General features: G+C 37.9%; 23 protein-coding genes. 17 read left to right on the top strand and 6 right to left on the bottom strand.

What is annotated here, in order from left to right; all coding sequences use genetic code 11:
- Positions 1-28: 28 nt before the first annotated feature.
- Together Q0948_RS11645 and Q0948_RS11640 are read left to right on the top strand one after the other, a co-directional pair.
- Positions 29-1,375, top strand: coding sequence for a sugar porter family MFS transporter (locus Q0948_RS11645; protein WP_298352771.1), 1,347 nt, complete (start codon positions 29-31; stop codon positions 1,373-1,375).
- On the top strand, positions 1,368-2,306 hold the full coding sequence (locus Q0948_RS11640; protein ID WP_298352768.1) for a carbohydrate kinase: 939 nt from the start codon (positions 1,368-1,370) through the stop codon (positions 2,304-2,306). The genes Q0948_RS11645 and Q0948_RS11640 overlap by 8 nt, the downstream gene beginning before the upstream one ends.
- 23 nt (positions 2,307-2,329) lie before the next feature.
- Here the strand turns inward: Q0948_RS11640 and Q0948_RS11635 are convergent, their stop codons facing one another.
- The 3 genes from Q0948_RS11635 to Q0948_RS11625 are packed head-to-tail and all read right to left on the bottom strand — an operon-like array spanning position 2,330 to position 4,556.
- Positions 2,330-2,851: a DUF3124 domain-containing protein gene (locus tag Q0948_RS11635; protein WP_298352765.1), complete on the bottom strand. Its 522-nt coding sequence runs from the start codon at positions 2,849-2,851 to the stop codon at positions 2,330-2,332.
- Between the two features lie 14 nt (positions 2,852-2,865).
- Positions 2,866-3,546 carry a LytTR family DNA-binding domain-containing protein gene (locus Q0948_RS11630; RefSeq protein ID WP_298352762.1) on the bottom strand — a complete coding sequence of 227 codons (681 nt, stop codon included), beginning with the start codon at positions 3,544-3,546 and terminating at the stop codon, positions 2,866-2,868.
- Entirely contained in the window at positions 3,543-4,556 is a 1,014-nt protein-coding gene (locus tag Q0948_RS11625) for a histidine kinase (protein WP_298352759.1), read from the bottom strand. The genes Q0948_RS11630 and Q0948_RS11625 overlap by 4 nt, the downstream gene beginning before the upstream one ends.
- A gap of 191 nt (positions 4,557-4,747) precedes the next feature.
- On the opposite strand from Q0948_RS11625, the gene Q0948_RS11620 reads away from it, so the two are divergent.
- From Q0948_RS11620 to Q0948_RS11595, 6 genes are all read left to right on the top strand, one after another.
- Positions 4,748-5,044 (top strand): hypothetical protein, encoded by a 297-nt coding sequence (locus Q0948_RS11620; RefSeq protein WP_035326904.1) that lies wholly within the window; start codon positions 4,748-4,750, stop codon positions 5,042-5,044.
- A gap of 217 nt (positions 5,045-5,261) precedes the next feature.
- On the top strand, positions 5,262-6,122 hold the full coding sequence (locus Q0948_RS11615; RefSeq protein ID WP_298352751.1) for a YHYH protein: 861 nt from the start codon (positions 5,262-5,264) through the stop codon (positions 6,120-6,122).
- A gap of 22 nt (positions 6,123-6,144) precedes the next feature.
- Positions 6,145-6,714: a toxin-antitoxin system YwqK family antitoxin gene (locus tag Q0948_RS11610; RefSeq protein WP_298352748.1), complete on the top strand. Its 570-nt coding sequence runs from the start codon at positions 6,145-6,147 to the stop codon at positions 6,712-6,714.
- On the top strand, positions 6,683-7,348 hold the full coding sequence (locus tag Q0948_RS11605) for an SCO family protein (protein ID WP_298352745.1): 666 nt from the start codon (positions 6,683-6,685) through the stop codon (positions 7,346-7,348). Before Q0948_RS11610 ends, Q0948_RS11605 begins: the two co-directional genes overlap by 32 nt.
- A 20-nt stretch (positions 7,349-7,368) precedes the next feature.
- A complete protein-coding gene (locus Q0948_RS11600) occupies positions 7,369-8,364 on the top strand; it encodes a YHYH protein (protein ID WP_298352742.1) in 996 nt (331 codons plus the stop codon).
- Between the two features lie 10 nt (positions 8,365-8,374).
- Positions 8,375-8,983, top strand: coding sequence for a hypothetical protein (locus Q0948_RS11595; protein ID WP_298352739.1), 609 nt, complete (start codon positions 8,375-8,377; stop codon positions 8,981-8,983).
- A gap of 87 nt (positions 8,984-9,070) precedes the next feature.
- Here the strand turns inward: Q0948_RS11595 and Q0948_RS11590 are convergent, their stop codons facing one another.
- From Q0948_RS11590 to Q0948_RS11580, 3 genes are read right to left on the bottom strand one after another with little or no spacing between them, the layout of a single operon-like run.
- A complete protein-coding gene (locus tag Q0948_RS11590) occupies positions 9,071-9,703 on the bottom strand; it encodes a protein-tyrosine-phosphatase (RefSeq protein WP_298352734.1) in 633 nt (210 codons plus the stop codon).
- 23 nt (positions 9,704-9,726) lie between these two features.
- A complete protein-coding gene (locus Q0948_RS11585) occupies positions 9,727-10,194 on the bottom strand; it encodes a DUF6428 family protein (protein ID WP_298352731.1) in 468 nt (155 codons plus the stop codon).
- A gap of 48 nt (positions 10,195-10,242) precedes the next feature.
- A complete protein-coding gene (locus Q0948_RS11580; protein ID WP_298352728.1) occupies positions 10,243-10,572 on the bottom strand; it encodes a metalloregulator ArsR/SmtB family transcription factor in 330 nt (109 codons plus the stop codon).
- Between the two features lie 254 nt (positions 10,573-10,826).
- Between Q0948_RS11580 and Q0948_RS11575 the strand changes: the two genes are divergently transcribed.
- The 9 genes from Q0948_RS11575 to Q0948_RS11535 all read left to right on the top strand — a co-directional run bounded on the left by Q0948_RS11575 (position 10,827) and on the right by Q0948_RS11535 (position 25,599).
- Positions 10,827-11,792 carry a polysaccharide lyase family 7 protein gene (locus Q0948_RS11575; RefSeq protein ID WP_298352725.1) on the top strand — a complete coding sequence of 322 codons (966 nt, stop codon included), beginning with the start codon at positions 10,827-10,829 and terminating at the stop codon, positions 11,790-11,792.
- Between the two features lie 46 nt (positions 11,793-11,838).
- Complete coding sequence (locus Q0948_RS11570) at positions 11,839-14,142, top strand: chondroitinase-B domain-containing protein (RefSeq protein WP_298352722.1); 2,304 nt, start codon at positions 11,839-11,841, stop codon at positions 14,140-14,142.
- Positions 14,142-16,361 carry a heparinase II/III family protein gene (locus Q0948_RS11565; protein WP_298352719.1) on the top strand — a complete coding sequence of 740 codons (2,220 nt, stop codon included), beginning with the start codon at positions 14,142-14,144 and terminating at the stop codon, positions 16,359-16,361. The genes Q0948_RS11570 and Q0948_RS11565 overlap by 1 nt, the downstream gene beginning before the upstream one ends.
- 6 nt (positions 16,362-16,367) lie before the next feature.
- Positions 16,368-18,665, top strand: a complete 2,298-nt coding sequence (locus Q0948_RS11560; protein ID WP_298352716.1) for an alginate lyase family protein — start codon at positions 16,368-16,370, stop codon at positions 18,663-18,665.
- Between the two features lie 5 nt (positions 18,666-18,670).
- A complete protein-coding gene (locus Q0948_RS11555) occupies positions 18,671-19,018 on the top strand; it encodes a cupin domain-containing protein (protein WP_298352713.1) in 348 nt (115 codons plus the stop codon).
- 265 nt (positions 19,019-19,283) lie between these two features.
- The gene (locus Q0948_RS11550; protein ID WP_298352710.1) at positions 19,284-22,352 is read left to right on the top strand and encodes a TonB-dependent receptor; all 3,069 of its coding nucleotides are present in this window, start codon (positions 19,284-19,286) and stop codon (positions 22,350-22,352) included.
- A gap of 11 nt (positions 22,353-22,363) precedes the next feature.
- Positions 22,364-23,827 (top strand): RagB/SusD family nutrient uptake outer membrane protein, encoded by a 1,464-nt coding sequence (locus tag Q0948_RS11545; protein ID WP_298352707.1) that lies wholly within the window; start codon positions 22,364-22,366, stop codon positions 23,825-23,827.
- A gap of 18 nt (positions 23,828-23,845) precedes the next feature.
- The gene (locus Q0948_RS11540) at positions 23,846-24,682 is read left to right on the top strand and encodes a PKD domain-containing protein (protein ID WP_298352703.1); all 837 of its coding nucleotides are present in this window, start codon (positions 23,846-23,848) and stop codon (positions 24,680-24,682) included.
- Positions 24,683-24,750: 68 nt separating this feature from the next.
- On the top strand, positions 24,751-25,599 hold the full coding sequence (locus Q0948_RS11535) for a polysaccharide lyase family 7 protein (protein ID WP_298353372.1): 849 nt from the start codon (positions 24,751-24,753) through the stop codon (positions 25,597-25,599).
- Positions 25,600-25,662 lie beyond the last annotated feature (63 nt).

Raw genomic sequence — 25,662 nt, 5'->3', positions numbered from 1 at the left:
CGACCTCTCATCATCCTAAAAAAGGCATATGAAAGAAATTACAAAATGGAGTATTACCGTAGCCCTCGCTGGCTTTTTATTTGGTTTTGACACCGTAGTTATAAGTGGTGCAAACTCACCCATAAAGGAGTTATGGGATTTATCACCTTTTATGCACGGTACTTTTATAATGAGTATGGCATTATGGGGGACCGTGGCTGGATCTCTACTAGGTGGTTTTCCTACTAAAAAATTAGGACGTAAAAAGACACTCTTCTGGATAGGAATCCTCTTTTTTGTTTCTGCCGTAGGTTGTGCGCTAGCACAAGACCCGTATTCATTTTCGGCTTTTAGATTTATAGGAGGCATTGGTGTGGGAGTCTCATCTGTGGCGGCACCTATTTATATATCTGAGATAAGCTCTGAGTCCAACCGTGGTAAACTAGGAGGTCTCTATCAGTTCTGGCTTGTCTTTGGTATCCTCATTGCCTTTGTGTCAAACTGGCTGCTTACAGGTGTAGATGGCACAAACGACTGGCGATGGATGCTAGGTGTAGAAGCCATACCTGCACTTATATACACTCTTATGGTGATGAAAGTGCCTAACAGCCCGAGGTGGCTCGTACTACAGAAAAAAGATGATGCAGGCGCAATGCTTGTTTTACAAAAAATATATGAAGGAGCTGGGGCTGCACAGTCTAGACTAGAAGAAATAAAACTAGACTTACAGCAAACTAAAACCTCAGAAAATCTTTTCCAAAAGAAATATTCAAAAGTACTATGGCTAGGTTTTCTTATTGCTTTTTTCAATCAGTTATCTGGTATCAACTTTGTGCTCTATTATGCTCCACAAATATTAGAACAAGCAGGTCTTGGCGGTTCTGAGTCGCTCTTTAACTCTATTGCGATAGGTATTGTAAACCTCATCTTTACATTTATAGGCGTGCGATTACTAGACAAGCTAGGAAGAAAACAACTTATAATAATAGGGTCTGTAGGCTATATTGTGAGCCTTGTTATGGTAGGTATTTGTTTCCAGATGCAACTAAGTCCAGCCCTCTTACTTACTTTCATATGTACCTTTGTTGCGTCACACGCTATAGGACAAGGTGCTGTTATATGGGTTTTTATCTCAGAAATTTTTCCGAATCGTGTACGCGCTTATGGGCAGTCTTGGGGTACGAGTACACACTGGGTTTTTGCAGCCATCATAACACTTGTAACTCCATTTTTTATAGATGATAAAGAAGGCATAATGAGAGACCATCTTTGGAATATTTATTATTTCTTTGCAGGAATGATGGTACTCCAACTATTATGGGCAATTATTGCTATGCCAGAGACCAAAGGACGTACCCTAGAAGAACTAGAAAAAGAGCTTGTTACAGATGCCTAATACACCACTTAAAATAGCCAGTTACGGCGAGATATTATGGGATGTTTTCCCAGATGAGAAACGACTAGGCGGAGCGCCACTTAACGTTGCGCTACGTTTACACTCCTTTGGGGTAGATGTATCTATGATCTCATCTTTGGGAAATGACGCTTTAGGTAAAGAAGCGCTGGCGCTTATAAAGGAAAAAGGACTTGACACGGCTCTGATACAACGCAATGACAAACCCACAGGACAAGTAAAGGTCACCTTAGACAAAGCTGGAAGTGCCTCATATGAGATTGCTCAAGACACTGCTTGGGATGCCATCGCTTGGAATGAAAAAAATGCCGAAGCAGTCACCGCTGCAGATGCTCTTATTATAGGTAGTCTCGCTTTTCGCGAAAGCGGAAATATACTTGATGCTCTTGATGAAGATAGTACTATGGCTGAAACTGCTGTAAATCTCGAAGCTATTGAGGTACTTGCCGAACGATCTAAGTTTACTGTTTTTGACCTTAACCTACGTGCTCCTCATTATGATCTTGAGATTGTGGCGGGCCTAATGGAAGCGGCAGATATGATAAAGCTTAATGATGAAGAGCTTGAGCTCATCGTGATGGCAATGGGCATAGAGGGTGACACACTAGAGGATGAGTTAAAAATGCTCAGTGCAATGACAGAGACTCCTACAGTTTGTGTAACGCTAGGGTCTGAAGGTGCGATGCTCTATCATAAAGGTGGCATACATACACAAGTAGGGTTTCCTGCAAAGGTGGTAGATACTGTAGGTGCTGGAGACAGCTTTCTGGCAACATTAGTTTTTGGGCTTCTCTCTGGTGAGACTGCCGAAGATGCGCTAGAAGTTGCTTGTGCAGTAGGTAGCCTGGTTGCTGGTAAAGCAGGTGCAAACCCTGTAGTTACTAATGATGAGATTAATGATCTATTAAGCTAGAGAATAATTTTATAGCTACTCACCTATTTGATTCTTTTCCCTTGGGTGGTAAAAGATAATCCTTGTTGACCCATAGTAGAGCTCATTACACCCTCAAAAAGCGGCTCTGATGCTCCTGCAGGTGTACTCCACTCAAATATAAAATTAGACCCCGTACCTCCAGTGACATCTTTTTCATCTATCACTATCTCTGTAGTTTCAAGTGGTGATAGGTATATTGCATTATCAAAATAAGAGCGCACTAACTTGCCGTGTGTATCATAATAAGAGGCATTTGTTATATATATCGTATCTGTATCACTAGTATTACGCAAACTTACCATAGCGGTCAAGTTATGCGTTTTATGCTCTGAGTAACTAAAAATTTGAGAATAGATAGACAGGTACGTCTTACCTACAGCTAGCGTATCACCGATGGGGATTGTAGCCGTTCTTGCTCCCCAGTTTTCTGGGTTTACAGAACTTACTTGAGGTTGCTCATTGCAACTTGTAACACTTAGTGCCAAAAGCAAAGTGCATATTATATGTACAGCAGTTGTTTTCATAGTACTTAAAAGTACTAATTAAATAATGATTTCTTCACCGTATCGTAGTAGCTATCACTTACGGGTATTCTTTTATCTCCTATAATAAGATCGCGTCCTTTTAAACCCGTGACTTTATTACCATTTACTATAAAAGACCTATGTACTCTTAAAAATGAAGTTGGTAAGGTTTTTATAAGTTTACTTAGTGACTGGTTTGCGATTATCTTTTTACCAGTTTCTAGATGGTAGTTTACATACTCGCTATCACTCTCGATGTAGCGTACTTCGTCTGGAACGATTTTATAAAGATCATATCCAGATTTTATGACTAGATGTGAAGACTCTACTGATACTTCTTGTGACGGAAACTTCTCTACTGCACTTAAAAACCTATTAAAGGTAATGGGTTTGAGTAGATAGTCTAATGCATTAAGCTCAAAACCCTTTAATGCATACTCAGAGTATGCTGTTGTAAATATCACTTTACTTTTACTTGTAGCGATGATACTCGCAAATTCTGTTCCTTTGAGCTCAGGCATTTGTATATCTAAAAATATAAGATCTACAGGATTTTCTTTTATAAATGACAGGGCTTCTATTGGGTTTTGAAAAGAACCAATACTATTGAGATAGGTCACCTTTTCTACATAGGTTTCTAGTAGGGTTCTTGCTAGCTCTTCATCATCTATTATTATACAGCTTATGGTGCTCATTGTAAATTTACTTTTAAAGCTACTCTAAAGGTATCAGATTTTTTTATAGTAAGCTTGTGCTTTTGAGAGTATAAAATCTCCAGTCTCTTCTCTACATTTTGTAAACCTATACCACCGGCTCCGTCTGTAACTAGCGGTTTTGAAGGCATACTGTTTTCTATATAAAAGTCTATGTGATTTTCTTTCGCTTTAAGCGAAATAAATACGTAGTTACTACCTCCTAGTTCTATCCCACTATGCTTGAAAGCGTTTTCTATAAAAGGAACAAATAGCATAGGAGCTACTTGTATATTTTCATTTGTGATATCTTGTTCAAAACGTATATTAAACTCTTTACTGCTTTTGAGTTTAAAAAGGGCAATATAATGCTCTATATACTCCACTTCTTTACCAAGTGATACCTCTGGTCGTTCACAATCATACAGCACATATCGCAACATTTGAGAGAGCGTGCTTATTCCTTCTTGCGTTTTATCTGAGTTTGTAACAGAGAGTGCATAGATATTATTTAGCGCGTTAAAGAGAAAGTGAGGGTTGATTTGCATTTTTAAAAACTTAAGCTCTGCTTCTTTTAGCTCTGCTTGAGCATATGCATAACTCTTTTCTTTTTCTTGAGCATAAATAAATGTCTCTAGTAAAATAGCTGTAACACTTGAGATAGTAAGGACTAATAAGTGTATAAAAAAACGAGAAGGTAACTTACCAGGAGCTCCACCTTGAAGACCCATAGGCGGCGGTCTTCTAACAGGTGTAGGTGCAAACTCTGATGAGATATAAGCACATAGTATCACTACAGGCACTGTGGCAACAATAAAGTAGAGGTACTTCTTTTTAAACAATAAGCGAGGCACTACATAATATACAAGTCCGAATAAAATCAACACTTGTAATACTAATGCAAGACCGTTGTCTCTTATAAATATATCATCGCGACCGCCAGATATCCAGAGCGTACTCCAGACTCCTAGCCATAATAATACCTGAGAAATATATCTTCCTAATAGATTCATAGCGCAAATAACGTAAATAAAAATTCATACAATCGCTGTTTTGAGGCAATTACAGCTATTGTTTTATCTCATTTATAGATAGTAATACGTCACTCGCAGAAAACCAAAGGCAACTGGCAGAAAACAGCCTATTTGCAATTAACTAATTGCCAACTTTGGAGTCAAATAAGCGTAACACAAAAACAATTATTATGAAAAAGATAAATTTTAAAATGAGCGCACTAGCGATTGTATTTACGCTAGGTATTGTATCTGTTTCTTGTGCTCAAGGGCAAAGAAATAATGATAGAAAAGAGCCGCCTACATTTGCACAATTACTTAAAGATATGGACGCAAATGAAGATAATAAGCTCGACAAGTCAGAAATAAAAGGACCACTTAAAGAGGCTTTTAAAGAAGTAGATACTAACGAAGATGGTTTTATCACAGAAAAGGAGTTCAAAAAAGCTCCAAAACCTAAAAGAAGAGAACCGAGAGGTAAGAAATAGTATATAAATTGTTTGATTGATGTTTGGTTAGGGAGCTCCATAAGAAATTATGGAGTTTCCTTTTTTTTACACATTCAGCAATTAACCATATACATTAAAAACCTGTGTTACAGCTTTTAGGACCATTCACTTAAAACTAACTAGCGTTCACAGAATTTTAAAAAACAGCATAGACAAACACGGTACATTTATAAAACAAACCCTTTAAAAAGCAATTATGAAATCGACCATCAAAAAAAATCTAGTAGCACTTTCACTACTACTAAGTGTTGCAATTGTGATACTTGTAGCTTGTAGTAATGATGATAATGATGATAATGATGACACTACTACAACGACAGATGACGGCGATACAACCGCAGAACTTCACGCAGCTTTTGCAGAGTTTGATCAAGATAATGTTTCAGTCCTACTAAGCGGTTCTAATGTTATTATAGAGAGTAATGGTTACCCTAACCATACCTCTCCCTACTGGTCTAATACTACAGAGCGTACCGCTACAGATCCTATGGGTAATGTACTCGTAACACCAGCAGCAGATGAGAATCACCCACTCTTTGTAGAGCCCACTCTCACAACTTATGAGATGATGGCACCTGGTAATATAGATGATTTTAATGGTTCATACTCGCTTACCGTTTCTTCATCACCACAACTAGCAAGTACTACCACGGCTACAGGTCTTGGCCCTATAGGTATTGCTGTAAGTGGCGCTATGATTTATGATGATCAAGAAGGCCCTAACGTACCACTAGATGATGCCGTACCATCACTAGACTACACAGCAGCACACACGGGTCCACAAAGTTATCACTACCACCTAGAGCCAAAGGCTTTTAGCAACAATGATGACAACCTTATAGGGATTATAAGCGATGGTTTTTTTGTGTATGGTCGTATTTGTTCAAGCACTGGTAGCTATCCAGAAGATCTAGATGCATCTGGAGGGCATACCTCAACCACACAACACACAGATCAAGAGGAGTATCATTACCACATACAAGATGATCTTTATCTTAACCAGTACTACATCATATTTCCTGGAGATTATCAAGGCACCCCAAATGCGATACTATAGCCTAACACTCATAATATGCTTATTGATTATAAGCTGTAACCGTAATACTGAGGCAAAAGTCACAAACTATACACCCTCAGTAAACTCAAAGTTTGAATTAGCCGTCACACTAAACGAGTTAAACCTCCACAAAGGGCTTTTCTATTATAAGGGAGAGCCTTTTACAGGGGTTGCAACAAGCATATATCTTGATGGAAGTATCTCTGAGAAGACCGCTTTCGCGAAAGGAAAAAAGCACGGCGCTCAAGAAAAGTATTTTCCAGACGGCACCTTGAGTTTTAAAGCAAATTATAATAATGGCATACGTGATGGAAAGGCCAGCACCTGGTGGCATAATGGAAACAAACGATCTATAGCAAATTATCAAAATGGCGTTGCCCACGGCAAGCAATATCAATGGTATACAAGCGGCGTTAAGTTTAAGGTAATTACCCTTGTAAACGGTCAAGAAGAAGGACTACAGCAATCTTGGAGAGAAAACGGAAAAATTTATAACAACTATGAAGCAAAAAATGGAAGAATATTTGGGCTCAAAAGAGCAAATCTCTGCTTTCAGTTGGATGATGAGCAAGTGCAACTTGTGGAGCGCTAGCCTTATCATTATACTAAGCATTATAAGCTGTACAGATACAAATACAGCCTCAAGTCGTGTAGAAATCCTCCCATATTATAACGAAGCCACATTTACTTCATTATGGCTAGATGCATCTTATACCACTAGCGACGCCTTACATACAGTAGCGCCATTTAAATTATATAACCAGTATAACGATACTATCACACAAGATACTTTTAAAGATAAAATATACGTAGCAGATTTTTTCTTTACATTCTGTACAGGCATATGTCCAAAAATGACAAAAAATATGGCTTCAATTCAGCAAGCCTTTATAGATGATCCAGAAATACTATTAATCTCACACTCTGTAACCCCTCAACACGACACAAGCGAAGTGCTACAAGACTATGCAAGTCAAAACGGAGTTGCAAAAGATAAATGGCACCTTGTAACAGGGTCAAGAGATGAAATATATGACCTAGGTAGAAATCAATACTTCATAGAGGAAGATTTAGGTCTCAATAAAACCGAAGATGAGTTTCTACATACGGAGAATTTTGTGCTCATAGATAAAGACAAACATATACGAGGTATTTACAATGGTCTCAACACAACATCTGTACAGCAACTTATAGCAGATATAAACACTTTAAAAAAAGAAAAATAATCCCAGAAAACACTATACTTATGAAACATTCTAAAATCTACCTAAGTGCCATTATTATCCTTTGTTTGGGAATGATGAGCTGCACATCTTGTTCTAATGATGACAATTCTAATCAGGATAGTGATAACAATAGTGACGCAATAGTTGTAAATGTGAACCCAGAAAATTTCACAACAAACGGTGTTAACTTAACCATTGTACCCTGCACACTCTCAGATGGCACAAATACAGATTGCTATCAGATTATCACAAACAGTACTCCGTCTGACCACGAGATGGGGCCTTGGTGTCCAGATAACATAGCAGATGGAGCAGACGCGGGAGGGATCTGGTTAGAAAATGGCGAAGTTTATGATGTAGATGGCGCTTTTATAGAAAATATGGCAGCCTTTTATGAAGATGATAACTGGTTAATGTATGATGAAAACGGTGACATATACGTCACAGACACAGAACAAGATTGTATAAATGCAGCAAACCCTGCTGTGGGTGAAGAGTATGAAAATTTTTGTGTAGAATGTTTACCTTCTTATATCACAGATATATCTCAAACATACCTAATACCTATAACTCCAGTATTACAAAATACTTCTACACTTTTTGCTACAGGCCCAGGAGGACCTCCTGGACAAAATAGTGCACCGTCTACGCGAGGTATCGCCCTTAACGGAGTTGAATTTTCTGCACCAGCACCAGTAGATAACATTTTAGGAGCTTATACATTAGCCCCATTTGATGATGCGGGAGGTCATATTAATGTACACCAAGGATATCACTATCACGCAGCAACGGGCATTAGCCTAAAAGTAGAACAAGAAGATGGTCACGCCGCACTTATAGGATATGCACTAGATGGACACGGAATCTATGAAAATAAAAATCAAGAAGGAATCGCTGCTTCAGATCTTGATGAGCTTCGCGGTCATACAGATGTCAGTAGAGGTTATCACTATCACGTAGATAACGCTGGCAACAACAACTTCATAAATGGTCTCAAAGGGGCTTATGCAAACTAAATTTAGAATTATGAAAAAGTTTCTTCTTTCGGCTCTAGTGATTTTTATAACATCAGTGAGTTTTGCTCATCAAACAGAGGCCTCTACGATTATCTTAGCAGAAAAGCAAAATGATGTATGGGTATTACAAATTAATGCTTCTCTCACTGCATTTCAGCAAGAAATAAAGCAAGCATATGCCAGCACTCCATATAAGACTCCAGAGGAGTTTAGAGAAATGGTTTTAAATCATATTGCACAGAATCTTAACCTAAGTTTTAATGAGAATCAAAATTACATCCTTACTAATGGTAAAGTGCAACTAGGTCACGAGACAAAGGTATTATTTACGTTAACTAAGGTGCCTTCTGATCTTGAGACTATAGACTTAACTAACACGCTATTTAAGAATATACATAACAGTAAGAGTGCCCTACTTATACTTAAAGAAGACTTTAAAAAAACAAAGTTTATACTTAATAAGGATAATAATTACTCGCTATCGCTTTCGGTAACTGAAGATGAGTTTATAGATATAAATATTCAGAAAGCTTCTATGGGACAGGTATCATTTCTTTCTATACTTAGCCTCATTATAGCTGTAGCTCTCCTAAGCAAGAAAGTATATAAACGCATTTAAACCTAAGGATAAAAAAGCATTAATAATAAATCCTCTTAGTATAAAACTAAGAGGATTTCTTTATTGTATAAATATGACGCATCAATTCTATCCTTTCACTTGAGAAAACACATAAAGCATTTCTGTTGCAATTTGTGTACTACGCTCTAGGTATTTTTCCTTTTGCTGTGGAGTTCCGTCATACACCTTAGGATCTTCAAATGTAATAGGCACACGCTTTTCTGCACCGGCTACAAAGGGACATCCACCATCTGCTTGCGAGCAGGTCATTATTGCTACAAAGCCTGCACTAGGGTTAAAAGTATCATCCAGCTTTTTTGAAAACCCTATAACAGGATGCTCATTTTCTGCAAACTTTATTGTGTAAACAGGGTTATCACCACTAGAAATAGTCTTTACTAAAAAACCTGTGTTTTCTAATGTTGTGGCAACTACCGGAAAAAGAGCTGTACGCTCCGTTCCGCCAGAATAACTATATACCTTCCCTACCTCAAAATAGTAAGCCATAACCTGTGCCCACACTTGAGCGAGATGACTTCTTCTAGAGTTATGTGTACATATAAAATTGAGTCTTATAATCTCCTGCTGCCTGTGCTTTTCTTTAACAAACGCTACTAACGGTTCAAGGGTCTCCTTGCGCTCTTCTGTAATACTATGTATATCTAACCCCTCTATAAAATCATTGATCTTTGGATATAGTGTTGACGCTGTTGTGGTCATATAGGTTTCTTTATAAAATGTGATTAACAACACGTACTATTAGGCCCACAGCAAGAAGAGCTTGTCTCTGCGACAGTCTCAACAGCCGGTTCTACGCCAGGTATACCGCATTGATCTTTTGCTAGACAATCTGTTTGTTTAGAGGTTAGTAAAAAACTTGACCCATTAAAATCAAGTCCATATTTACCTATGGTGCTCGCTTGATACTCTACTTCTATCTCTAGATCTGCTATACCTAATATCTTTTCAGAAAGCTCAATAATATTTACCAGCTTTTCTGGATGTAGTCTATGGTCATAATCATCTGCATTCCATAGTTGGAAGTTTACTACCTCCTCTTTTCGCACGGTACCACCGCAGTCTATAAAGTGCTTTGACACCTTACCTACCTCAGTCACGTGAAAATGACTTGGCACTAATTCTCCACTTGGTAGTTGGAAAGAAATTGTCTCCAACCCATTAAGTACATTTTTTACTTCTGACAGTTTCATAATTCTATTTGTTTATTGCGATTATACGATTAATGAGAATAATTTTTTTTAGCAACAATCTGTTGCGACAATATCTTGATCTAAAAATTGCTGCATTACTTCTTTCATACGTGTCCAATTTTCTGAATTGATACAGTAGCAAACACTCGTACCCTCTACATTACCTTTTATTAAACCTAAATTTTTGAGCTCCTTAAGGTGTTGTGAGATGGTAGGTTGTGCAAGACCTATTTCATTTACAAGGTCGCCACATACACAACTATTTATTTTAAATAAATGTTGCAGTATCGCTACACGAGCAGGGTGACCAAATACTTTTGAAAAAAGTGAAATCTGGTTTTGCTCATCTGTAAACATTTCGGTTTTTGTTAATCCCATCTTATTATATTATTTGATTGCAATATTACGATTAATAAATAATACATACTCATTATACTAAGTTAAAATTCCTTTTTGTGTATAATTTAATCGTGACTTCCAGAAAACAACAAACTCAAATTAAACAATTATAGTAGGTAATAATTTGCAATAGCGTAAAATTTACGCCAAAATATTGCGAGTCTTATAATTATATCTATATTTGAGACGCATAACTGGTAAACCAATTTGGAAAACCAGTTTAAAAAATTTAAATGCAAACAGTAATCACCCTACAATGTATGCTACAATCTACACAATATAGGTATATTATTATCCTCTTATTATGTGTAGCTAGTATCTCTTGCTCGTCTACAGATGAGGGAGATGATGCCCCTTTTACACCTACACCACAAGTAGAAGATACACAGGGCACTACAGATGGTGAGACAGATACTAGCCAGTATGCCCCAATAGATTTTTCTAACTGGAAAGTGACACTACCTGTTGATGAAAATAATAACGGAAGCCCAGACGAATATCAACCAGCACAACTAGTTAATTTTGGGTATCAAAACATAGAGGCAATTACACCATTTATGTATGATGATATAGAGGACACCTCACTCGTTTTTCACGTATATCCAGCTTCATCTACAGCAAACAGTAGTTATTCTAGAACAGAGTTAAGAGAGCTCATAAACCCTTCTAACTCGAGAGAAAATTGGACTCTTGCACAAGGAGGCATACTCTCTGGTAATCTTAAAATGGAAGACATATCTCAAGATGGTAACTCAAGTAACGACTATCATCGCACTATCGTAATGCAAATACACGGTATCATATCTGAAGAAGATATGGAGACCCACGGCTTTAGTTCTAATAACGGCCCACCTCTCTTAAAAATGTATTGGAAAGACGGTTACATCTGGTCTCATAAAAAATCACTAGTAGATGAGTCTACAGAGGGTGATGCATTACTAGACACCTCAAGCGATACTTGGGAAGACATAAAAGACAATATGGGTTATGTAGGATTTGAACCTTTTAGTTTGAGCATTACAGCTAGTGACGCCCGTTTAGAAATACAGCTCAACGATCAAAGTCCATTAATCTATGAGGACGTGAGTCTAGAGAAATGGCCTTTTGAAAACTACTTTAAAGCAGGTAATTATTTAACCAGTACAGACGCACAGGCATTTGCCACGCTTAAGTACTATAATATAGAGGTTACACATTAATAGTACGCTTTCGCGAAAGCGCTCTTAAAACATCAATAATCACATTATGTATAAACATCTCATACTTCTTTGCTCACTCGTACTTTTAAGCGCCTGTAAAGAGGCAGCACTAGATGCAAGCCAGACCGTGGCTACCATAGACGAGCTCAACACAGCTATTAAAAATGCAGAACCCGGAGATCATATTGTGCTTAAAAACGGTGTTTGGACAGATGCTGCCATAAAATTTTATGGTGAGGGTACAGAAGCAAACCCCATATCTCTTACAGCCGAAACTCCAGGTGAGGTTATCTTAGAGGGTAACTCTTCACTCAAGCTGGGCGGGTCGTACTTGCAAGTGAGTGGTTTACATTTTAAAAATGGATTTACGACAGAAAAAGCGGTAATAAGATATAAAATAGATGATTCAAGAATTGCTTATCACTCTACAGTGACAGACTGTGTGATAGAAGATTTTACAAACCCAGATCGAGATAGTAAAAACCACTGGATAGAACTGTGGGGGCAACATAACAGCTTTGACCATAACTACATCACTGGCAAAACAAACCAAGGTCCTACCCTGCGTGTGATGCTTAAGGGTAATGAAAATGTAAATACCTATCACCAGATTAAAGACAACCATTTTGGCCCACGCCCTAGAAAAGGAGGTCCACGTGCAGAGACGCTGCAACTGGGAGACAGCTATACCTCTATGACACCAGGATATGTAAATGTAGAGCACAATTATTTTGAACGTTGTAATGGTGAGGTAGAGATTATCTCTAGTAAGAGTAACTACAATACATTTAAAAACAATGTGTTTTTTGAATCTGAGGGTTCACTGGTATTAAGACACGGTAATTATGCTACTATAGATGGCAACGTCTTTATAGGTAATGACAATTCAGAATTTATAGGTGGTATACGTGTTATAAACACGGGCCACTGGATTGTAAACAACTACTTCTATAACTTAAAAGGAAACGAGTTTAGAGCACCGCTTGCCGTGATGAATGGTATCCCAAAATCTCCACTTAATCGTTATAACCAAGTGACAGATGTTGTGGTTGCGCATAACTCTTTTATAAACTCAAAGACGCCTTGGCATTTTGGTGTAGGAGCAAATTTAAGTCAGGCAGAGGTGTTACCCGCTTCAGAGATTCGATCTGCAAGAGCAGAGCGTATGGTGGTAGCAAATAATCTTATATACACAGATGCGCCCACTGCGAGTGTTGTAAAAACATATGACTCCATAACAGGAGTGACTTTTAAGAGCAACTTTATAAATGTAAAAAACACGAGCGATTATAAGACAGATGGTATTATTACAAAATCGTTAGACCTATCACAAGGTGACAACTTATTTTCTGCACCTCAAGGAGCGCAAAATGAACTTTACAACGGTTTTGATTTTGACCGTATAGATCAAGATTTATTAGGTAACAGCCGTGACGAGTCTAACCGTGCCGGAGCTATTGTTTCGGTATCAAGTAATCATAAAGAATTGCTAGATATCTCAAACTACGGGACCTCTTGGTTTAACACCAGACCTGCGCAAAACGACCCAGAAACAATAACTGTTTCGACAGAAGCAGAACTGGCAAAAGCTATAAAAAATGCTAGCCAAGGCACTACCATAAATATAGCACCTGGCACTTATGAGGTGGATGGTAATTACGCTTTCGCGAAAGCGGTAACCCTACAATCTACAGCAACGACTAACAGACCCGTGATTACTTTTAAAAACGCTACCAAGGGTTTTGAACTACAACCCAGAGCAAAGCTTAAGCTATCAAACATTATACTTAAGGGTGATAAAGGTACAGACGCATTTGCAACCCTAGAAAAAGGGATGGGCCAGGCATATGAATTATGGCTAGATAATGTTGAGATAGATGGTTTTAAAAGTGTGTTAGAAACTAGTAAAGCGTCGTTTGCAGATACAATCTCAATTAAAAATAGCACCATAAAAAACACTGCAAGAGGTATCCAACTTAATAAGGAAACTAATGACAAAGGAGATTATAACGCGGCTTTTGTTTTTGTAGAAGACAACAACTTTACAAATGTAGGGATGAATGTGCTAGACTACTACCGTGGTGGTTATGACGAGTCTACTATAGGCGGTAGCCTTGTCGTGCGTGGCAATACATTTACACAATGTGGCGCTCAAGAGAAGAGTAATATTTTATTAAAAACAAGAGGCATCGTAAACGTAACTCTTGCCGAAAATACCTTTACAAATAACCCTATAAAAACCATTGCAGTACTGTGGGGTGAAAAAGGACAAGAACCTGTGGATAATAAGATTTCAAACTCTGGAGAGATTAAAGTGGTGCAAAACTTAAAACTTAAGTTAGTTTACTAATGTTACAGCGTTTTAAAAAATATGGGGTCCAGCTATGCTTTTTATTACTTACCCTATCCGGATATGCACAGCATATTCCTTCTGAGCGGGTAATTGCTATAGATGATATATTCCCATATCTCAAAACTAGTGTACAAAAAGATCTGGGTGAAGTTTCTCAATCTGGTCTCGCCCTACATTTTAGAACTGTTTTTGCCTCTCGTTATTTTTATGACTGGCACGAGACAGACACGCGTTTTGAAGAGTACAAACGTCTTTACCCTAAGATGGAGACATATCATACGGCTAGAGCTCAAGATCACCTAGATAAATTTGATGATAGCACGTTTTGGAAATTACCTTTTAGCTATAAAAATGGGACTCCTATTAATGCATATGGTTTAAGACACCTTGCTAGGCAACATAAAATGGTAGACATTGCCTTTTTATACCGCTATGAGAATAAAAACCCATCTTACATAGACTATTATACATCGCAACTAGCATCTCTTAATAATGCTTTAATTACTAATAGTTTTGAAACCATAAATGATGGTAATGGCGTGTATGAGTCTTTTAGATCTGGTTATCGCATTTTAAACTGGCTTCAAATACATAATGGATATCTGGGAGAAGCAGCATACACAGACAAGAATCAACTTACCACTATAGCCACACTACTTCAACACGCAGCACATTTATATAAAAACAATAAAGAGTTTAAAGCTGGTAATCACCAGACCAGAGGTCTCTCTGCACTGGCTATACTTGCTATAATATTAAATGACTTTAAAGATGCAGATGTGTGGTATACACACGCTATGTCTCTTCTAGAAGAGCATCTTAAAAGAGAGATTAATGAAGATGGGTTTCAGTTTGAACGTACTATACATTACCACCAGAGCGATATAGACAACTATTTTTATGTGTACCAATTGGCTCAAAAAAGCAATATGCCAGTAAGTGCACTATGGGAAGACAAGCTTAAATCATTATTTACAACGCTCACTAAAGTTGCTTATCCAGACGGAAGCGCTCCTGTACTATCTGATGATACAGATACGCCTTGGGCAGAAAAAAATGACATCTCTGGGACGCTTACACTAGGCTACCTATTATTTGATGATCCAGCAATAGGACATTTTGCAAAGCAAGCAGTACAACCTAAGTATTTATGGTACCTAAGCCGTAATCAACTAGAAGGATTAAAATCTATAAAAGCAACACCACCAGAAACAAAGTCATATGCTTTTAAAGACACAGGCTATTATATAATGAGAGAAGGCTGGAAGGCTAGTGATAAAATGCTCATAATATCTGCAGGTCTAGATAAAGACAAGCCAGACCACCAGCACGGTGATATGCTAGGCATACAAGCAATGGCAAATGAGCACGTAATTTTACCTAATTACCAGGTACGCTACTCACTAGATGACCTAGAACTATTTAAAAATAGTGAAGTAAAAAATGTTGCACTTGCAGACAACATACTTCAAGGTAAAGACTACACATCTAATAAAGGAGGAAGTGGTTTTGGTAAATTTAAAAGTCTTCCCGAACCTAAGGTGCTGGGGTGGCTCTCTAACGAATCTATAGATCTCTTTATAGGCAGCCACGATGGCTTTGAGGAAAAAGGGGTTACATACACAAGACAAGTAATCTCTGTAGAAGGTGATTTTTGGATCGTGAAAGATAATTTTTACGCTAAAGAAGCACATATCTATAAGCAACAATGGCAAGGTCACTACACCACAGAAAATGGTGCCGAACTCTTACGTTCTAATTTTTCTAACGGAAGCGGTCTAGATATTTACCAACTCAATAAGGTGGATCGTGTAACTACTTCTGGAAAAAGAGGAAAACAGTGGTCTACCGTTTCTAAAGAAGGAGAAGCATCACATAGTTTTATTACTGTACTTTATCCTTATAGCACTTATGACACCCGCATACTAGAGACTGATAAAAACCCATCTTTAAAAGGGTGGTCACTTCATAATGGCAGTATAAAAATACTATCTAAAGGAAACACCTCCATTTACTTTAATATTTCAAAAGCGATTATTGACACAATAAATATTGAAATTCCAGAAGGGGCAGATATAATGACTCAAGTAAACAATCAAGAATTAACCATCACGCTACTAAGTGGCAAAAAAGTAGCGATTATTGTCACTCAAGATGGTATTGATACAAACTACACATTACAACCTGCAACAGAGGTAACTTATAAGATAAAGTAACTATTTATGAAACACTTTAAACACTTAAAAAAAGCTATACAGCTCATCGCAATTGTAATGGTTGCTCTTTCTTGCAAAAATCAAGATCAAACTACTATAGTAAGTGACTCAGAAAATATTGCAGATCACCCTAAGCTAATGCTTACCTCAAAAAGTGTAGATAATATCAAAAGTGCATTAGGGAGTGTACCATTATTTGACAAATCGCTCGAGCGAGCAAAGCAAGAAGTAGACGCGGCAATGGCAGAAGGTATACAAGTGCCCATACCAAAAGATATGGCTGGTGGCTACACCCATACGCAACACAAAAAAAATTATGCCACTTTACAAAAAGCAGGTGCCCTGTTTCAAATTACAGGCGACACGAAATATGCAGCGTTTACCAGAGATGTATTACTAGCATATGCAAAGATGTACAAGTCACTACCTCGTCACCCGCAAGAACGCTCATATGCCCGCGGAAAAATCTTTTGGCAATGTCTTAATGATGCAAACTGGCTCGTGTATATGAGTCAGGCGTATGACGGTATAAGAGGATGGGTCACAGAAGAAGAACGACAGACCTTAGATAATGAGTTATTTCGCCCCTTTGCAGATTTTCTATCTGTAGAAACGCCACAGTTTTTTAATAGAGTACATAACCATAGCACTTGGGGAACTGTAGCTGTAGGGATGATAGGCTTAGTGATAAATGATGACGAGCTTGTAGATAGAGCTTTATACGGAATAAAGGACGACGGAATAGACAGTGAAGCTCTTGACAATGATGGCGGAACGATAAAGAGAGAAGGACAGAAAACCGGTTTTTTGGCAAATCTAGATGAGCCATTTTCGCCAGATGGTTATTATACAGAGGGACCTTACTATCAGCGTTATGCGATGTATCCTTTCTTAGCTTTCGCGCAAGCGTTAGAAACTAAAAAACCAGAGCTCAAGATATTTGAATACAACGGCGGTGTGCTCATTAAAGCGGTAGATGCCTTATTAAACCTTACAGATGCAGATGGTGAGTTCTTCCCTCTTAATGATGGACAGAAGGGAATGTCATACCAAACGGCCTCCCTAGTTTCTGCAGTAGATATTGCATACTATTACGGTAATCAAGATCCAAGACTACTATCTGTTGCACTACAACAAGATAATGTACAGCTAGATGCCACAGGCCTTGCCGTTGCTCAAGGCATACATCAAGGCAAAGCACAACCTTTTATAAAAGAGTCTATGCTCTTACGTGACGGGGCAAAAGGTGATGAAGGTGGTGTAGCTATATTGCGTGCAAATTATGAGGGCGGCACAATGGCACTTGTTATGAAGAATGCCGCTCACGGGTTAAGTCACGGTCACTTTGATAAATTATCGTACTCGTTATATGAAGATGGTGAAGAGGTATTACAAGACTATGGCCTGGCGCGTTTTGTAAATGTAGAGCAAAAAAATGGTGGCGGATATCTTAAAGAAAATACGAGTTGGGCAAAACAAACAATAGCTCACAACACCCTCGTACAAGATGAAACCTCTCATTACAAGGGTATATTTAAAGAAAGTTCAAAACATCACCCAGAGGTAATCACTTTTGAAACAAGCGACCCAAACATTCAAGTTGTAAGTGCGTTAGAGGCAAATGCCTACCCCGGCACAGAGTTTACTCGTACTATGATGATGGTAACGCTAGACCATCATAAAAAACCATTGCTTATAGATATTCTTAATGTGACCAGTGATAGTAATCACAAATATGATCTCCCACTCTATTATAAAGGGCAGGTAGTAGCGACAAACCTTGATTTAAAAACTCCACCTCAACTCAGCCCTCTAGGCACACAAGCAGGTTACCAGCATATCTGGAAAGAGGCTACAGGCATCCCTAGTACAGAAAACACACAGTTTACCTGGCTAGATAACAAGAAGTTTTACTCGGCAACTGTTCTTACAGAAGGTAAAGACCAGTTCATTTTTGGTCGTGTAGGGGCAAGTGATCCAGAGTTTAATTTACGTCGCGACCCTATGCTTATACATCGTCGCAACAACATGAAGAATGGTCTGTTTGTGCAAGTAATAGAGTCTCACGGCACGTATAATCCAGTGACCGAAAAAGCAGAAAATGCCTATGCAGCCGTTCAACATATTAAATCACTAGCGTCACCTCAAGGGTATACAGCCCTCGAGCTTACCTTACAAAACAAAGACCGTTATGTAGTGATTGTGGTAGATTCCGCTTTCGCGAAAGCGCAACACAAACTAGAATTATCTAACAATACATACACCTGGAAGGGTACATATTATTTTAAACAACTTAAAAATTAAACATTATGGAATCATTTGGATCAAGTAAAGAATTTATACAAGGCGCAGACATTGAGTGGGAAGTAGTAGGTGAAGGCGTAAAACGCAAAATAATGGGCTATGACGATAAGATTATGCTCGTAAAGGTATATTTTGAAAAAGGAGGAATAGGACCTATGCACGAGCACTACCATTCTCAAGTAACTTATGTAGAGAGTGGATCTTTTGATGTTACTATAGACGGAAAGACTCAGACCCTTAAAGCTGGAGATTCTTTTTACATTCCGCCACACGATTTACACGGAGCTATTTGTACTGAAGCAGGGGTGCTTATTGACGTTTTCTCACCAATACGCGAAGATTTTATGAAATAGTTAATATTTTAACACTCTTTTTTTTGCATTAACAATTTATTATCATCATATTTGGTTTTCCAAACTGGTAAACCAGTCTGGAAAACCAATAAAAAAAGGACAGCTGCGACACTGTCCTTGATAATCACTTCTGGTAGGAAGTATAAATAAACTTAGAAAGTCTATTTGCTGTAAAAGTAGTAAAACGCATACAGAACCTATAGCACTTAATGTTTTTCTGAGGATTATTTAAAAAACAAATTAATTAAATCTTAAATCATTAATTATGAATGTAAAAACTAAGTTTTCCTTAGCCTTTTTTCTTTTATGTGGTGTATTGCTTTTTGGGCAAGACGCATATATTATAAAAGGTACCGTAGTCTCGGAGGAAGACAATGCTCCTATTCCTGGAGTGAGTGTAATTGTACAAGGTTCTCAAAACGGAGTCTCAACAGATTTTGATGGTAATTACCAGTTGTCTGTATCGGTTGGTGATGTCTTACAGTACTCGTATGTAGGCTTTGCTACTAAGATTGTACCTATTACTGGGCAAACTGAAGCAAACGTGAGTCTTACAGTAGATGCGAATGCTCTTGAAGAAGTAGTTGTAATAGGGTATGGTACACAATCTAGAACAAAAATTACTGGAGCTGTAGGTAAGGTAAAAAATGAAGATCTAGATCAGATAGCTGTAGGTACGGCAAACGAAGCCCTCGTAGGTCAAGTTGCCGGTCTTAATATACAGGCTACCGAAGGTGAAGCTGGATCTAATGCTACAATAAACATTAGGGGTGTAGGATCTATTGCTGGAGACAGCGGGCCGCTTCTTGTAGTAGATGGCGTAGTTCTCGATGCAGACTTCCTAAACACTGTAGATGTAAACGACATAGACTCTGTAGAAGTTCTTAAAGATGCAGCATCTGCTGCTATTTATGGTTCTAGAGCTTCTGGTGGGGTTATTATAATAACCACTAAGCAGGGTAAAGAAGGTAAAACGGTTTTTAGTTACAACACCTTTACTGGTTTTAAAGAAGCAAGACAAAGTGATGCTTATGATATAAGCGTAGCAGCATCTCACGCTAGAGAGCTTGCAAATACTGGAGAACTTTCTCTAAGGTCTCAATATAGAGAGCTTTTAGGTATAGATGAGTCTTGGCAAGATCGCATTTTTGACGGCGGACAGATAGAAAGTCACTCACTGAGCGCAAGAGGTGGAAGCGAGAAAACAAAATTCAACACCTCACTTTCTTATGTACACGATGAAGGGGTTCTAATTACAGATGACTTTAAGAAATATAACTTTAGACTTAAAGTAGATACTAAAGTAAATGACAACTTCTCTTTTGGGGCTAACCTTGCTCCTTCTTATACAAATAGAAGACGTTTTGATGGATCTACTCACGATATTTTAAGGCAACAGCCGTGGTTACCTATTTTTCACGATGCAAACTCTATTCAATATGTAGATCGCAACGTGTATCCAGATGTACAAATAGGTGATTATGCTAGAGAACGTCACTTTGATAATTATGATCTCTTTGGAGATGGAAGTGAGCTAGTAGATATAAGTACTACAAGTAATCAAAACCCCGCTGCAAAAGTATTAGAGAGAGATCGTACAGATAAGCAGTTTAGAATGTATGGTAACTTTTACGGAAAGTACAAGATTGCAGAAGGATTAAACTTTAAAGCTACTCTAGGTGGTGATTACCAGTCAAGAAAGCAACGTCGTTACCAAGGAGTAGAAGCTAGCCGTAACGGCGCATCTGCCGCACAACTAGATTTAGACAACTTCGAGCGTATACATATCCTTACTGAAGCATTACTTACTTATGACAAGTCTTTTGGCTCGCATAACTTAAGTGCACTTTTAGGAGCCTCTGCAGAGAAGTGGGATCGTGAATACTCATCTGTTGCTGTAAACGGGTTTTCAAATGATCTTATACAGACTCTAGGTGGTGGTACAACGGTAATAGAAAATGTATCATATAATACTGAAGAGCGTTTACTTTCATTTTTTGGACGTGTAAACTATTCTTATGAAGATAAATATCTTGCCTCTGTAAGTTTAAGAGCAGATGGACACTCTTCTTTTGGAGTAAATAACAAATATGGTTACTTCCCAGCGGTATCATTAGGTTGGAACCTTGCGAGAGAAGATTTCCTTAGCGAAAGCGATGTAATAAGTAACTTAAAACTTAGAGCTAGTTACGGTTTTACAGGTAACAAAGACTTAAGCCTAGGTAGCGGTCTTATTTCTGATAATATTGAACTATACCCATCACTACAATTATACGGACCAAATTCTAGTGTCTTTAACAATGAGGTAGTTAATGGTCTTGCTCCTATAAACGTTGCAAACCCAGATTTACAGTGGGAACGCTCAAGTGAGGCAAACGTCGCTGTAGACTTTGGCCTTTTCCAAGGGAGAATCTCTGGATCTATTGATGCTTATAACAAGACATCAGACCAGTTATTACTTAATGTACCTGTTTCTACAACTACAGGATTTAGTCAAGCACTTGCAAATAGAGGTGAAGTGGTAAATAAGGGTATAGAAATTGAGTTACGTACACGTAACATTACAAATGAAAACTTTACTTGGAATACGACTATACTAGCTTCTACAAATAAGAATGAACTAACTGACTTTGCTGGAGCAAGTGGACTTATTACAAATGTAGATAGTAAACGTGCTGCTGAGTGGATTACACTTGAAGGACAGCCTATCTCTTCTTTTTATGGTTATGTAGTGGATAGAGATATCCCGCTTGAATTTATAAATGACCCTTATGCAGTAGTAGGTGGTGAAGCACAAGATGTTTACGTAAAAGATTTAAATGGTGATGGACTTATAGATGATGAGGATAAAACAATCATAGGTGATCCATTCCCAGATCTTATCTGGAGTGTTGCAAATGATTTCCAAATAGGTGATGTAGATTTTAGCTTCACACTACAAGGAAGCTGGGGTGCAGAGGTAAGAAACATTGCAGACCAGTATATCTTTAATCAGTTTAGTAGTCGTGAGGATTTCAACACAGAAACGACTCCAGATCAACAATTTATTAAAGAGAAAATATTTACTGATGATATTATTTCTGACGCATCATACGTAGCACTCCGTACATTGAGCCTTGGATATACTTTTGATAAAGATCTTATCTCACGTGTAGGTTTATCTCGTGCTCGTGTATATGCTTCAGGGCAAAACTTAATGTATATCACTGCAGATGGTTATACTGGATGGAATCCAGAATCATACCAGAATGAAGGTGCTCTTAATGTAGGATACCAACGTGGAGGGTCGCCTATTGCACGTACTATATCGCTAGGAGTTAATTTAGAATTTTAAGAAAGACAACTATGAAAACATTTAAAAATTTATTGATGTTATTGATCGTAGTGAGCACTGTCTCTTGCGGCGATGACTTTTTAGAGCCAGTACCAACAGCGGTACTTGTGGGTGAAACATTCCCAAATAATGCAGAAGAGCTTGAATCTGTTTTAGTATCAGTCTATGACGCACTACAAGGTGTTAATAGTCTTGAGCTTACGGATGCCAGCCTTAATCACTCTCAACAAATTGAGTTCTATGTAACAGAGATGCTCAGTGACAACACGAGATCAAAAAGTGGTGAAGGTGAAGCTGGTCAATTTGACAACTTTACAGTACAACCTACTAATGGTTTTGTATTTGACTACTACCGTAGTATGTATGATATTATTACGAAAGCTAATCTAGTTTTAGATAATATAGATTTAGCCGGTGATAATGCTGCAACTATAGAAGGCGAGGCTAGGTTCTTAAGAGGACTTGCATATTTTAACTTAGTACGCTCGTATGGTGATGTACCACTTATAGATGCACCTATAATTATCACTGACTCTGAAGCACAGTTTACCAGAGTAGCAACAAGTGATATTTATGACTTTATTGTTACAGATTTTCAAAATGCTATCTCATCTCTAGATGTTACTAGTACTCCTAACAGAGCTTCAAAAGCTGCTGCACAGGGTATGCTAGCAAAAGTATATTTAACACAAGGAACTAATTATGGTGAAGCTCAAGGTTTACTTGAAGATATCATAAACAGTGAGCAATATGCCCTTGAAGCAGACTTTAGAGATGTATTCTTTAATGAGGCAAATGGTGAAAACATTTTTACTGTAGGTTATGTAGCAAGCAACTCTCTTGAAAGTCAAAACTTCTCAGCAGAAATGCTTAACGGTGTAGGTCGTACAAGTGGAGTAAACTATGTTACAGATGAGGCTATTGCAGCTCTAGATGAATTTGGTGGAGATAGAGCACAATACTCAAAGCGAGTAGATGCACAACAACCTACACAAACTCAAGTAGTAAAATGGATTCCTAATGGAGATGCAGATTTAGGTATTGCAGAAACGAGTAGTGACCCTACGAGTGCAGGTAATGACTGGATTATATTCCGTTATGCAGATGTACTTTTAATGCACGTAGAGGCTATACTAGCTGGTGGTGCTCAGACTACCTCATCTAATGCTCTTGCATCTTTTCAAGAAATTAGAGATAGAGCTGGACTAGCAGATGATCCAGATAATCCAGATGATGATGCAAATACAGTAACTGTAATTACAAGAGATGATTTACTCGTCGAGAGACGTGTAGAACTTGCCTTTGAAAATCACAGAATACACGATTTAAGAAGATTTGGGGTAGCTCAAGATGTTCTTACTGAATTCTCAAATGCAAATGGACATAGCTTTAGCGCTACAGATTTATTATTACCTATTCCTCAGTTTGAAATTAACCTTAGTAATGGGTTATTATCACAAAACCCTGGGTACTAATCTAAAAAAAATAAGAAGATGAAATATTTTTTAAAAACAAGCAAGATTGCCCTTTTACTTTTAGGGATGGTGGCAGCCATTTCTTGTGAAAATGAATTAGACCTTCCTGAGGCAGGAAGTCAAGAAGATACAACACCACCAGAAGCAAACTTTATTGCCACGGTAGATATAAATAATTTTGCCATTTACAACTTTGCAAATTTATCTACAAGTGCCACTACTTACTCTTGGGACTATGGTGATGGTAACACTTCTAGTGAGGTAGATGGACAGAACGAATATGCAGCAGAAGGAACATATACAGTAACCCTAACAGCATCTGATGCTTTAGGCGTAGTAAGTACATTTTCGGATGTAGTAGAGGTTGTAGAACCAGAAGAACCAGAAGCTATTATTCCAGTTATAATTGAGCCTAGCTTTGAGGACAACACACTTCCAGATGGTACTGGTGATGGACGTGATTCTTGGCGTAACTCAGATCTAGGAGGCGTGATTCAAATCAACACAAGTAGTACTGTACCAGAAGGTGGACAAGCAGCAAAACTGCCAAGTGACGCTTCTAGAATAGGATATCAAGAACTTACAGTAACACCTAATACAGATTACAGAATCACATATTCATATAGAATAGAAGATCCAGGAGGGTCTGCAACAGTATCTGTTTTACCTGGTGGTGGTTATGTAGATCGCGCTACTGCAGAAGCATCTGCAATTGTTGAGTTCACTGGATCTGATGAAGATTATACACTAGTTACACTTGATTTTAACTCAGGTGCAGATAGTACAGTAAGTATATTCTTTTACAATGCAAGTGTAGAAGCACGTATAGACAACTTTACGGCAGGATTACAATAACATATATTTTGAAGAAAGCCACATTTTTCATATTACTATTACTTTCTACCACGCTGTCTTTTGGACAGATGGTAGAAAGCAGTGGTAATACCCCTAGTGAAATTCTAACTCCAAAAAAAGCAAAGAAAAAAAAGAAAAAGAAACAAAAAAAATATAAACTGCCAGAAATAGATCTTACAAACTGGAAGGTAACCATACCTAAAGGAGATCCTAAAGTAATAGAGGTAAGCCCTCCTGAGATTCTAGAGTATGCAACAAACGAAACTTTAAAGCCATTTATGTACAATGATAGTACACGAGGGGCTATTGTTTTTCACGCCTACCCTAGTAAAACTACCAGAAATACAAAATACTCCAGATCTGAGTTGAGAGAACAAATGGTCTCTGGAGAAAATAATGTAAACTGGACCTTTGAACAAGGTGGTAATATGAAAGTCAAGATGGCTATGGATGCTGTCTCAAGAGCAGAAAATGGTAAATACCACAAAGTAATTATAGCCCAGATACACGGCAGACTTACTAATGAGCAACGAGATAGACTAGGTCAAAAAGATAACAATGCGCCACCCATATTAAAAGTATACTGGCAAGATGGAAAAATAAGAGTAAAGACTAAGGTTTTAAAAAGTCAAAATGTGATTGATGACGCCATATTACTTGACGAAGCCTGGGATGATGATAAGGGGTATACTTTTAAACAAGAAGTAGGCTTCGGAAAATTCACATTAGAGGTAGATGTAGAAGACGGAAAAATGGTAGTATCGTTAAATAATCAAGAGTTTGCTGTATATGACAATACATCTATCAAAAGATGGAATATCTTTGAAAATTATTTTAAAGTAGGCAACTATTTACAAACCCGAGACGAAGGAGCCTTTGCAAAAGTAAGAGTCTATAAATTAGAAGTAAATCACTGATTTAAAATATAGCAAAAATCTTATATTACAGTATATCAAACATATAAGAACGTGTAACTATAA

This window comes from uncultured Dokdonia sp. (genome assembly GCF_947496725.1).
Classification (GTDB): Bacteria; Bacteroidota; Bacteroidia; order Flavobacteriales; family Flavobacteriaceae; genus Dokdonia.
The sequence above is the reverse complement of the archived record's forward strand: the minus strand, read 5'-3'. Positions and strand labels throughout refer to the sequence as shown.

What these genes read in the sequence shown, in the direction of transcription:
- Q0948_RS11645 (WP_298352771.1), top strand. Translation starts at nt 29, where the DNA reads ATGAAAGAAATTACAAAATGGAGTATTACCGTAGCCCTCGCTGGCTTT.
- Q0948_RS11640 (WP_298352768.1), top strand. Translation starts at nt 1,368, where the DNA reads ATGCCTAATACACCACTTAAAATAGCCAGTTACGGCGAGATATTATGG.
- Q0948_RS11635 (WP_298352765.1), bottom strand. Translation starts at nt 2,851, where the DNA reads ATGAAAACAACTGCTGTACATATAATATGCACTTTGCTTTTGGCACTA.
- Q0948_RS11630 (WP_298352762.1), bottom strand. Translation starts at nt 3,546, where the DNA reads ATGAGCACCATAAGCTGTATAATAATAGATGATGAAGAGCTAGCAAGA.
- Q0948_RS11625 (WP_298352759.1), bottom strand. Translation starts at nt 4,556, where the DNA reads ATGAATCTATTAGGAAGATATATTTCTCAGGTATTATTATGGCTAGGA.
- Q0948_RS11620 (WP_035326904.1), top strand. Translation starts at nt 4,748, where the DNA reads ATGAAAAAGATAAATTTTAAAATGAGCGCACTAGCGATTGTATTTACG.
- Q0948_RS11615 (WP_298352751.1), top strand. Translation starts at nt 5,262, where the DNA reads ATGAAATCGACCATCAAAAAAAATCTAGTAGCACTTTCACTACTACTA.
- Q0948_RS11605 (WP_298352745.1), top strand. Translation starts at nt 6,683, where the DNA reads ATGATGAGCAAGTGCAACTTGTGGAGCGCTAGCCTTATCATTATACTA.
- Q0948_RS11600 (WP_298352742.1), top strand. Translation starts at nt 7,369, where the DNA reads ATGAAACATTCTAAAATCTACCTAAGTGCCATTATTATCCTTTGTTTG.
- Q0948_RS11595 (WP_298352739.1), top strand. Translation starts at nt 8,375, where the DNA reads ATGAAAAAGTTTCTTCTTTCGGCTCTAGTGATTTTTATAACATCAGTG.
- Q0948_RS11590 (WP_298352734.1), bottom strand. Translation starts at nt 9,703, where the DNA reads ATGACCACAACAGCGTCAACACTATATCCAAAGATCAATGATTTTATA.
- Q0948_RS11585 (WP_298352731.1), bottom strand. Translation starts at nt 10,194, where the DNA reads ATGAAACTGTCAGAAGTAAAAAATGTACTTAATGGGTTGGAGACAATT.
- Q0948_RS11580 (WP_298352728.1), bottom strand. Translation starts at nt 10,572, where the DNA reads ATGGGATTAACAAAAACCGAAATGTTTACAGATGAGCAAAACCAGATT.
- Q0948_RS11575 (WP_298352725.1), top strand. Translation starts at nt 10,827, where the DNA reads ATGCAAACAGTAATCACCCTACAATGTATGCTACAATCTACACAATAT.
- Q0948_RS11570 (WP_298352722.1), top strand. Translation starts at nt 11,839, where the DNA reads ATGTATAAACATCTCATACTTCTTTGCTCACTCGTACTTTTAAGCGCC.
- Q0948_RS11565 (WP_298352719.1), top strand. Translation starts at nt 14,142, where the DNA reads ATGTTACAGCGTTTTAAAAAATATGGGGTCCAGCTATGCTTTTTATTA.
- Q0948_RS11560 (WP_298352716.1), top strand. Translation starts at nt 16,368, where the DNA reads ATGAAACACTTTAAACACTTAAAAAAAGCTATACAGCTCATCGCAATT.
- Q0948_RS11555 (WP_298352713.1), top strand. Translation starts at nt 18,671, where the DNA reads ATGGAATCATTTGGATCAAGTAAAGAATTTATACAAGGCGCAGACATT.
- Q0948_RS11550 (WP_298352710.1), top strand. Translation starts at nt 19,284, where the DNA reads ATGAATGTAAAAACTAAGTTTTCCTTAGCCTTTTTTCTTTTATGTGGT.
- Q0948_RS11545 (WP_298352707.1), top strand. Translation starts at nt 22,364, where the DNA reads ATGAAAACATTTAAAAATTTATTGATGTTATTGATCGTAGTGAGCACT.
- Q0948_RS11540 (WP_298352703.1), top strand. Translation starts at nt 23,846, where the DNA reads ATGAAATATTTTTTAAAAACAAGCAAGATTGCCCTTTTACTTTTAGGG.
- Q0948_RS11535 (WP_298353372.1), top strand. Translation starts at nt 24,751, where the DNA reads ATGGTAGAAAGCAGTGGTAATACCCCTAGTGAAATTCTAACTCCAAAA.